Source organism: Enterobacter sp. J49 (assembly GCF_002148625.1).
GTDB lineage: Bacteria > Pseudomonadota > Gammaproteobacteria > Enterobacterales > Enterobacteriaceae > Enterobacter > Enterobacter ludwigii.
Genome location: NZ_MWPY01000035.1, coordinates 393,606 through 403,184, shown reverse-complemented (window position 1 = coordinate 403,184; position 9,579 = coordinate 393,606). Strand labels below are relative to the sequence as shown.

At 54.4% G+C, this 9,579-nt stretch carries 10 protein-coding genes, 1 tRNA gene and 1 pseudogene; 3 read left to right on the top strand and 9 right to left on the bottom strand.

Going from position 1 to position 9,579, the window contains the following annotated elements:
• Positions 1-108: IS3 family transposase (locus BJP35_RS18200; RefSeq protein WP_143349615.1), on the top strand; the 108-nt coding region annotated here is incomplete at its 5' end.
• A 17-nt stretch (positions 109-125) separates the two neighbouring features.
• Here the strand turns inward: BJP35_RS18200 and BJP35_RS18195 are convergent.
• The 4 genes and pseudogenes from BJP35_RS18195 to actS all read right to left on the bottom strand — a co-directional run.
• Positions 126-512, bottom strand: a pseudogene (locus tag BJP35_RS18195) (type IV secretion protein Rhs); the annotation flags it as partial.
• A gap of 103 nt (positions 513-615) precedes the next feature.
• A complete protein-coding gene (locus tag BJP35_RS18190) occupies positions 616-849 on the bottom strand; it encodes a hypothetical protein (RefSeq protein WP_078774200.1) in 234 nt (77 codons plus the stop codon).
• A 374-nt stretch (positions 850-1,223) separates the two neighbouring features.
• Positions 1,224-1,297, bottom strand: a tRNA-Gly gene (locus BJP35_RS18185).
• Positions 1,298-1,377: 80 nt separating this feature from the next.
• Complete coding sequence (gene actS, locus BJP35_RS18180; RefSeq protein WP_014171504.1) at positions 1,378-2,118, bottom strand: amidase activator ActS; 741 nt, start codon at positions 2,116-2,118, stop codon at positions 1,378-1,380.
• 162 nt (positions 2,119-2,280) lie between these two features.
• On the opposite strand from actS, the gene idi reads away from it, so the two are divergent.
• Complete coding sequence (gene idi / locus BJP35_RS18175) at positions 2,281-2,823, top strand: isopentenyl-diphosphate Delta-isomerase (RefSeq protein WP_014171506.1); 543 nt, start codon at positions 2,281-2,283, stop codon at positions 2,821-2,823.
• Positions 2,824-2,862: 39 nt separating this feature from the next.
• Here idi and lysS read toward each other — a convergent pair whose 3' ends face one another.
• The 5 genes from lysS to xerD form a co-directional block, all read right to left on the bottom strand.
• Positions 2,863-4,380 carry a lysine--tRNA ligase gene (gene lysS, locus BJP35_RS18170; protein ID WP_044866096.1) on the bottom strand — a complete coding sequence of 506 codons (1,518 nt, stop codon included), beginning with the start codon at positions 4,378-4,380 and terminating at the stop codon, positions 2,863-2,865.
• Between the two features lie 9 nt (positions 4,381-4,389).
• A protein-coding gene (prfB, locus tag BJP35_RS18165; RefSeq protein WP_104440355.1) for a peptide chain release factor 2 occupies positions 4,390-5,488 on the bottom strand; the annotation gives its coding sequence in 2 pieces (ribosomal slippage) (positions 4,390-5,412 and positions 5,414-5,488; 1,098 coding nt in all).
• A 90-nt stretch (positions 5,489-5,578) separates the two neighbouring features.
• On the bottom strand, positions 5,579-7,312 hold the full coding sequence (recJ, locus tag BJP35_RS18160) for a single-stranded-DNA-specific exonuclease RecJ (RefSeq protein WP_044866092.1): 1,734 nt from the start codon (positions 7,310-7,312) through the stop codon (positions 5,579-5,581).
• 5 nt (positions 7,313-7,317) lie between these two features.
• A complete protein-coding gene (dsbC, locus tag BJP35_RS18155) occupies positions 7,318-8,031 on the bottom strand; it encodes a bifunctional protein-disulfide isomerase/oxidoreductase DsbC (protein WP_020883731.1) in 714 nt (237 codons plus the stop codon).
• A 23-nt stretch (positions 8,032-8,054) separates the two neighbouring features.
• Positions 8,055-8,951, bottom strand: coding sequence for a site-specific tyrosine recombinase XerD (xerD, locus tag BJP35_RS18150; RefSeq protein WP_014171511.1), 897 nt, complete (start codon positions 8,949-8,951; stop codon positions 8,055-8,057).
• A 101-nt stretch (positions 8,952-9,052) separates the two neighbouring features.
• Here xerD and fldB point away from each other — a divergent pair, with 101 nt between their 5' ends.
• A complete protein-coding gene (gene fldB / locus BJP35_RS18145; protein ID WP_014171513.1) occupies positions 9,053-9,574 on the top strand; it encodes a flavodoxin FldB in 522 nt (173 codons plus the stop codon).
• Positions 9,575-9,579: the final 5 nt, after the last annotated feature.

Sequence of the window (9,579 nt, the reverse complement as noted above, 5' to 3'; positions counted from 1 at the left end):
GATTACATCGAAATGTTTTATAACAGTAAGCGTCGGCATGGTTCGAGCAATCAGATGTCACCGACAGAATATGAAAACCAGTATTATCAACGGCTCGGAAGTGTCTAGATTATCCGTGGCGATTCAGCTTGCTGTTCAAGAGAGTAATCAGTGAGCTTTTCTTTATCCAGCTTGTAGGTATATTCAGCAGCCCAGCTAAAAGCCCCCCTCACTCTCACCCATTGCCCATGTTGGTGTTGCCACACATGCCCCAGTTCATGGATGAAAACGTATTTATCTTCGATAAAAACAGAGTTTGCGGAAAAATCTTCTCTGTACATCGACTTTCTGTACCATAACTCTCCGTTGGGAGTCATCGCATAGTTTTGTTTCTGTAGTCCGAAGGGTAAATAGCTGTCGCAATGAATCCAGACACGGCTATAAACTATTGAATCTCCGAACACCCTACGAGCCATTGCAATCTCGCCTAACGTCATCCGGCGTAATGTACCTTCCTCCGCCTGCGCGCTCATAAACTGCCCTCCTTGTATGATTTATCTACATCGTAAAATCATAATTCGAAATAGTCTATACGCGAACTTTAGCCATTCATCAAACGCAGTGACGGTGCAAACACTACTCCCCGTTGCTTTTATCCCCCTCCTCTTGCCGCATAGATTCTATAAACTCTCGTTGCTCTTGTGTGAGTTCAAGCTCATCCAGCAAGCGATCTAACTCTTCTTCAGGTGATTCCTTTTGGTTCTGTCTCTTCCCGCTAGCCATGCTCACCCTTGAGTTAATAGGATTAATCTCAGGGTATCCAGGGTGCATAAAATGCGCAACTAACAGATTTTGGACAATAGCAGTCATAAAGCCCCGTTAGCGGTACAAGCAACAAGCAGAGCGTAGCGACTTCATCATATTGTCAGAAGGATCACACCTTATCAGGGTGCTCGTATATCTGTCGAAGCGCTGGAAGAGCCTGTATATCGGGCTTTAATGCGAGTGATCAGTCTGTCGATGTCATAACAATGCCAGGATAGGTTTTTTTCACGTTTTACTATCGCGATGTGAGGATGCAACTGCCGCCAACGCTGAGTTATCCTGTCATCTCACCGTGTAACTTAGCGTGACAGTTACCAGGGGCGGATCATAATGGTAGAACCCATAGGCGACTAAAACAGGTAACTATTTAATTTGCTGATAGAGAAGGATTTAAAGGGCTTCTTCAGAAAGGGAGAGACTGGAGCGGGCGAAGGGAATCGAACCCTCGTATAGAGCTTGGGAAGCTCTCGTTCTACCATTGAACTACGCCCGCTTTGAGGTGCGTAAGGCATTATAGACCTTACGCCTCTTCATACAAGCCTCTTTGCAACTAAATGGCGAATATATAATCACTTAGCACTTTGGCTTACTGCCTGGCGCCGGAAGATAACGCTGCGGATCGATGGCTGTGGCGCGATAGCGGATCTGGAAGTGTAACTTCACCGAGTCCGTACCGGTACTGCCCATGGTGGCAATCTTCTGCCCAGCCTTCACATTCTGCCCGTTGTTCACCAGCATCGTATCGTTGTGGGCATAGGCAGTGATGTAATCTTCCCCATGCTTAATCATGATCAGGTTACCGTAACCGCGCAGCTGGTTGCCGACGTAGACCACCTTCCCTGCCCCTGATGCATAGACTGGCGTGCCGCGCGCAGCAGCGATATCAATGCCTTTATTGCCCCCCTCAGACAAGGAGTAAGGCAACACGACCTTGCCGCTGGCAGGCCAGACCCAGCAACGCTGGCCGACCGGAGGCCATGAAGACTGCGGCACCGCGTAAGACGGCGTCACTTTAGCTGTTTTGCCTTTAGAGGATTTCTTCGTTGAAGACGCGCCACCGTTAACCTTCAGTTTCTGCCCCACCTCGATGGTGTAGGGTGGAGAGATGTTATTCAGACGCGCCAGATCCTTCACGCTGGTCCCCGTTGCGCGCGAAATCCGATACAGCGTATCCCCGCGCTTAACGGTATAGACCGCGCCGGAATAGCTGCCCATATCCGACGACTTGCTTCCTGAACAGCCTGCCAGTAATAGCGTCAGCGTCAGACAAAAAACGGCGGTAATGGGATTTCTCGTCAGGCTTCCTGCAAACAAAACAGATCCTCGGTCAGCGTGAATGGCGCACTATGATACCAGCCCAGACTGATATGGGTCAGCCCTTTTCCGCTCTTGAGAGCAAACGGCGCATGGAGGAATGCAGTATAATGCAGCTGCTGATGGTGCAGAGCCATCCGCATCGTTGGCACTGGAGCATCAATGAGTATTCAAGAACACGTTATTTTGGTAAATGACCAGGGAATGGTGATTGGCACTCAGGAAAAGTACGCCGCGCACACCGCCCACACCCCGCTGCACCTGGCTTTCTCATCGTGGCTTTTTAACGCCAGAGGTGAGTGTCTGGTTACCCGACGCGCCTTAAGCAAAAAAGCCTGGCCAGGGGTCTGGACCAACTCCGTTTGCGGACATCCTCAGTCCGGTGAAAAGACGGAACAGGCTATCATCCGCCGTTGCCGCTTTGAGGTTGGCGCGGAGATCGCCAATATCACCCCCATCGCCGCTGAATTCCGTTACCGTGAAGCCGATCCTTCGGGGATCGTGGAGAACGAGATTTGCCCGGTATTCGCAGCACGCGTCACCAGCGAACTGCATATTAATCACGATGAAGTGATGGAGTATGAATGGGTCGAGCTGGAAGCGTTGTTCCGCGCACTGGACGCTGCCCCCTGGAGCTTTAGCCCGTGGATGGTGCAGGAAGCGACGGTCGCCCGCGACGCGCTCAGGGCCTTCGCGGCGCAATAAAAAAGCCCCTTTCGGGGCTTTTTTTACTGTCTTAACGGCTTACTTCACCGGGCGCATCGCCGGGAACAGGATCACATCACGGATGGTGTGGCTGTTAGTGAACAGCATAACCATACGGTCGATACCAATCCCCAGACCTGCGGTTGGTGGCAGACCGTGCTCCAGCGCAGTCACATAGTCTTCGTCGAAGAACATCGCTTCGTCATCGCCCGCCGCTTTCGCGTTAACCTGATCCTGGAAGCGCTGAGCCTGATCTTCTGCATCGTTCAGCTCGCTAAAGCCGTTGCCGATTTCGCGGCCACCGATGAAGAACTCAAAGCGGTCAGTGATTTCCGGGTTCACATCATTACGACGTGCCAGCGGAGAAACTTCTGCCGGGTATTCGGTGATGAAGGTCGGCTGAATCAGGTGCGCTTCGGCCACTTCTTCGAAGATCTCGGTCACGATACGGCCCAGACCCCAGCTCTTCTCAACTTTGATACCGATGCTTTCCGCGATCGCTTTCGCAGAGTCGAAGTTATCCAGATCGGCCATGTTGGTTTCTGGACGGTATTTCATGATCGCTTCGCGCATGGTCAGTTTTTCAAACGGCTTGCCGAAGTCGAAGACTTCTTCACCGTAAGGCACTTTAGTGGTGCCCAGAATGTCCTGCGCCAGGGTACGGAACAGTGATTCGGTCAGCTCGATCAGATCTTTATAATCCGCATACGCCATATAGAGTTCCATCATGGTGAACTCTGGGTTATGACGCACGGAGATGCCTTCGTTACGGAAGTTACGGTTGATTTCGAACACGCGGTCAAAACCACCGACGACCAGACGTTTCAGGTACAGTTCCGGCGCGATACGCAGGTACATGTCCAGATCGAGGGCGTTGTGATGGGTGATGAACGGACGTGCAGACGCACCGCCTGGGATCACCTGCATCATTGGGGTTTCCACTTCCATAAAGTCGCGGTTAACCATGAACTGGCGGATACCGGCCATGATCTGAGAGCGAATCTTGAAGGTCTTACGGGATTCATCGTTGGAGATGAGATCCAGGTAACGCTGACGGTAGCGCGCTTCCTGATCCTGCAGGCCATGGAATTTGTCCGGCAACGGGCGCAGGGCTTTGGTCAGCAGACGCAGTTCGGTGCAGTGGATAGACAGCTCACCGGTCTTGGTTTTGAACAGCTTACCTTTCGCCCCCAGGATATCGCCCAGGTCCCACTTCTTGAACTGCTCGTTGTAGATGCCTTCCGGCAGGTCGTCACGGGAGACGTACAGCTGAATACGGCCGCCAACGTCCTGCAGCGTCACGAAGGAGGCTTTACCCATGATACGACGGGTCATCATGCGGCCAGCAACGGCCACTTCGATGTTCAGCGCTTCCAGCTCTTCGTTCTCTTTACCGTCGAAGTCAGCGTGCAGTTGGTCTGAGGTATGGTCACGACGAAAATCGTTCGGGAACGGCACGCCCTGCTCGCGCAGTGCTGCCAGCTTCTCGCGGCGGGTTTTCAGTTCGTTATTAAGATCGACTACCGCGTCAGCGCCCTGTGCTTGTTGTTCAGACATGTTGGTTCCTCATAACCCTGCTTTCAAACTTGCTTCGATAAATTGGTCCAGGCTGCCGTCCAGCACCGCCTGCGTGTTACGGGTTTCAACCCCGGTACGCAGGTCTTTGATGCGGGAGTCATCAAGGACGTAAGAACGGATCTGGCTGCCCCAACCGATGTCAGATTTGTTATCTTCCATCGCCTGTTTCTCAGCATTTTTCTTCTGCATCTCCAGCTCATAAAGCTTCGCTTTCATCTGCTTCATGGCCTGGTCTTTGTTCTTATGCTGGGAACGGTCGTTCTGGCATTGCGTCACCAGCCCGGTTGGAATGTGGGTGATACGCACCGCAGATTCCGTACGGTTAACGTGCTGACCACCCGCGCCGGATGCGCGGTAAACGTCAATACGCAGATCCGCCGGGTTGATGTCGATATCAATATCTTCGTCAACTTCCGGATAGACAAATGCGGAGCTGAAGGAGGTGTGACGACGGCCGCCGGAGTCGAACGGGCTCTTACGCACCAGGCGGTGAACACCCGTCTCGGTACGCAGCCAGCCGTAAGCGTAATCGCCAATAATCTTGATGGTGACAGATTTAATACCGGCCACTTCACCTTCAGACTCTTCGATGATTTCGGTTTTGAAGCCGCGGGCTTCCGCCCAGCGCAGATACATGCGCATCAGCATGCTGGCCCAGTCCTGGGCTTCGGTACCGCCAGAACCTGCCTGAATATCGAGATAGCAGTCAGCGTTATCGTATTCACCGGAGAACATGCGACGGAATTCAAGCTGTGCCAGCTTCTCTTCGAGCACGTCGAGTTCAGCCACGGCTTCGTTAAAGGTTTCTTCGTCGTCAGCTTCGACGGCCAGCTCCAGTAAACCGGAAACATCTTCCAGCCCCTGAGCCATTTGATCCAGCGTATCTACGATAGCTTCGAGAGAGGAACGCTCTTTACCCAGCGCCTGCGCGCGTTCAGGTTCGTTCCAGACGTCCGGCTGTTCCAGCTCGGCGTTTACTTCTTCAAGACGCTCTTTCTTGGCATCGTAGTCAAAGATACCCCCTAAGAACGTCAGAGCGCTCCGTGAGGTCCTGAATACGGTTTTTTACCGGATTAATTTCAAACATGGTCTGTTTTCTTTTATGGACTTGTCAAAATGCGGTGATAAGAGCGGGATTGTACCGAATCCACGCCCTTTTTTATAGAGATTACTGCCGCTAAATTGGCCAGATATTGTCGATGATGATCTGAAGGGTGCGGTTACCGCGGAACTCGTTTATATCCAGTTTGTATGCCAGCTCAACTTCGCGCACGCCGTTGTCCGGCCAGACAGCGGTATCGACGTTAAAGGCAATACCGTCCAGCAGCGGGCCACCGCCTACAGGCTCGACCATCACTTTCAGATGGCGCTCACCAACAATGCGCTGTTGCAGCAGACGGAAGCGGCCATCGAACAGGGGTTCCGGGAACATCTGCCCCCACGGCCCTGCATCCCGGAGCATCTGTGCCACTTCCATCGTCATCTCAACCGGCGTGAGTTCGCCGTCGGAAACCACTTCGCCCTGCAGCAGGGCCGGGTCAATCCAGTCGGTGACCAGCTCGCCGAACAGACGCTGGAACTCGTCGAACTTCGCCTCTTCCAGCGACAAACCTGCCGCCATGGCATGACCGCCGAACTTGAGCATCAGACCCGGGTAGAGGGTATCCAGACGCTCCAGCGCATCGCGCATGTGCAGCCCCTGAATCGAACGCCCGGAGCCTTTGAGGGTGCCATCACCAGCCGGTGCAAACGCAATGACCGGGCGGTGGAAACGCTCTTTAATACGCGAAGCCAGAATGCCCACCACGCCCTGATGCCACTCAGGGTGATACATCGCCAGGCCGCCCGGCAGCGTATCGCCGCTGCGTTCCAGTTTTTCGCACAGGGTCAGCGCTTCAACCTGCATTCCCTGTTCAATCTCTTTACGGGTCTGGTTCAGGGCGTCCAGCTCATTAGCCAGCACGCGCGCTTCACCAATGTTGTCGCACAGCAGCAACGCGACGCCAACGGACATGTCGTCCAGTCTGCCGGCCGCGTTCAGGCGAGGCCCCAGGGCGAAGCCCAGATCGCTTGCCGCCAGCTTGAGCGGATCGCGGTTAGCAATCTCAAGCAGCGCTTTGATACCGGGACGGCATTTGCCCGCCCGGATGCGGCTTAAGCCCTGCCAGGTCAGAATACGGTTATTGGTATCGAGCGGCACCACGTCTGCGACGGTCCCCAGTGCGACCAGGTCGAGATACTCGGCCAGGTTCGGCACGGCAATACCGCGGGCGTCGAACCAGCCCTTATCACGCAGCAGCGTGCGTAACGCCAGCATCAGATAAAATGCCACGCCGACGCCTGCGAGTGATTTCGACGGGAAATCGCAGTCGCGCAGGTTCGGGTTGATGATCGCTTCCGCGGCAGGCAGCGTTTCACCCGGCAGGTGGTGATCGGTAACCAGCACCGGGATCCCCAACTGATGCGCATGATCGACGCCCGCATGGGAAGAGATCCCGTTGTCTACGGTCAGGATCAGCTGTGCGCCGCGGGCATGGGCCTGATCGACCACTTCCGGGCTGAGGCCGTAACCATCTTCAAACCGGTTCGGCACCAGATATGTCACGTTGTCGCAGCCCAGCGCGCGCAGGCTCAGCACGCTCAGCGCGGTACTGGTTGCGCCATCAGCATCAAAATCCCCCACTACCACAATGCGCGTACCTTCACACAGCGCGTTGTAGAGTATTTCTGTGGCTTTTTCGATGCCGTTTAACTGCTGCCATGGCAACATCCCTTTAACGCTGCGCTCAAGGTCGGCAGCGGTACGCACGCCACGGCTGGCGTAAAGCCGCTTTAACAGCGGCGGGAGGTCGTCAGGCAAATCAGCATGTTCAACCGCCTCGCGGCGGCGCAGTTTTATTGGGGCTTTCACGCGAATTATTTACCACCAAACTGTTTCTGGTGCGCGTCGAGGAACTCTTTCATCTCTTTAGGTCCCTGATAACCCGGAACAACATAGCCATTGCTCAGGACAATCGCTGGCGTACCGTTCACGCCAAACTGCACACCCAGCGCGTAGTGGTTAGCGATATCAATGTCGCAGGATGCAGGCTGCACGCCTTTGCCATTCATCGCGTCATCAAAGGCTTTGTTGCGGTCTTTCGCACACCAGATAGCTTTCATATCCTGCTCTGGCTTGCTCTCAACGCCCGCGCGCGGGAAGGCCAGATAACGCACGGTGATCCCCAGCGCATTGTAATCTTTCATCTCTTCATGCAGCTTATGGCAGTAGCCACAGGTGATGTCGGTGAAGACGGTAATGACGTGTTTTTCCTGCGCCGCTTTATAAACGATCATCTCTTTTTCGAGCGCGTTCAGGTTTTTCATCAGCAGCTGGTTGGTTACGTTGACCGGCTGCGCACCGCTTACGTCGTACATTGGCCCCTGAATAATGTGTTTTCCGTCTTCGGTCACGTACAGCACGCCGCTGTTCGTCAGAACCGTTTTCATGCCGGCAACCGGTGCAGACTGGATATCACTGCTGGTGACGCCAAGCTTCGCCAGAGACTGTTTGATAGCGGCGTCATCCGCATGGGCAAAACCGGTAAATGAGGCTGCCAGCAGGGTGAACAGCGCGAAAGACTTTTTCATATAAGATCCTAATTCGTCGGCACTCACGCTCGCGGGTGGTGCTGTTGGTGTAGCTGCCGCAGCCGTTCCGTCGCGACATGGGTATAAATTTGGGTCGTGGAAAGATCGCTGTGTCCCAGCAGCATCTGCACCACGCGCAGGTCGGCGCCGTGGTTCAGCAGATGCGTCGCAAAGGCATGACGCAAAACGTGTGGCGAAAGCTTTTCACTGTCGATACCCGCCAGTGTGGCGTAATGTTTGATGCGATGCCAGAACGTTTGCCGCGTCATCTGTTGTGCGCGCTGGCTGGGGAACAAGACGTCGATTGAAGCGCCATTAAGCAACCATGGACGACCGTGCTCCAGATACGTTTCCAGCCAGTACACCGCCTCTTCACCCAGCGGCACCAGCCTTTCCTTGTTTCCTTTACCGATTACGCGAACCACGCCCTGACGAAGGCTAATGTCGCTCATCGTCAGGCCGACCAGTTCAGAAACACGCAAACCGGTAGCATACAATAGCTCAAGCATGGCTTTATCGCGTAACTCCAGCGGCAGGTCAACTGCGGGTGACTGTAATAATCTCTCAACTTGTGCTTCGCTGAGATCTTTCGGCAGCCGCTGCGGGAGTTTCGGGGAGGCCAGGAGCGCGCTGGGATCGTCTTCGCGAATTTTCTCACGGTTGAGGTGCTGGAACAGCCGACGCATTGCGCTGAGCAAACGTGCGGAACTGGTGGCCTTGTAGCCCCCTTCCATCCGCTCGCCCAGCAGCGCCTGCAGGTCGTCGCTTTGTGCGTTCGCCAGCGACAGCCCGCGGTGCGCCAGCCACTCCACCAGCATGGTGAGATCGCGCCGGTAGGCACTGAGCGTATTCTCGGCCAGGTTCTTCTCCAGCCACAGTGCATCGAGAAACTGTTCGATGAGTGCGAGATCCTTTTCCACATCAGCCCCTTTGATTCTGCAGTCAGGCCATTATGCCTGATTGCGATCGGTTTCTGGTACACTACGCGCAAAGTCAAAGCAAGAATTGAGATAGTCACGCGATGAATATTGGTCTGTTCTATGGTTCCAGCACCTGCTATACCGAAATGGCGGCAGAGAAAATTCGGGACATCATTGGCCCGGAACTGGTGACGTTGCATAACCTGAAAGATGACGCGCTTACGCTGATGGAGCAGTACGACGTGCTGATCCTCGGCATCCCGACCTGGGATTTCGGCGAAATACAGGAAGACTGGGAAGCCATCTGGGACCAGCTTGATACGCTTAACCTCGACGGCAAAATCATTGCCATGTACGGCATGGGTGATCAGTTGGGTTACGGTGAGTGGTTCCTGGACGCACTCGGCATGCTGCACGACAAACTGGCACCGAAGGGCGTCACGTTTATCGGTTACTGGCCAACCGAAGGGTACGAGTTCACCAGTAAGAAACCGATTATTGCCGATGGGCAGCTGTTTGTCGGGCTGGCACTGGATGAAACCAACCAGTACGATCTCAGCGATGAGCGCCTGCAAAGCTGGTGTGAGCAGATTCTGGGCGAAATGGCAGAACAGTTCAGCTAACGCGA

Bases quoted from the DNA above. Each gene is read 5' to 3' on its own strand.
- BJP35_RS18190 (WP_078774200.1), bottom strand. From the start codon at position 849: ATGACTGCTATTGTCCAAAATCTGTTAGTTGCGCATTTTATGCACCCT.
- idi (WP_014171506.1), top strand. From the start codon at position 2,281: ATGAGTATTCAAGAACACGTTATTTTGGTAAATGACCAGGGAATGGTG.
- lysS (WP_044866096.1), bottom strand. From the start codon at position 4,380: ATGTCTGAACAACAAGCACAGGGCGCTGACGCGGTAGTCGATCTTAAT.
- dsbC (WP_020883731.1), bottom strand. From the start codon at position 8,031: ATGAAAAAGTCTTTCGCGCTGTTCACCCTGCTGGCAGCCTCATTTACC.
- fldB (WP_014171513.1), top strand. From the start codon at position 9,053: ATGAATATTGGTCTGTTCTATGGTTCCAGCACCTGCTATACCGAAATG.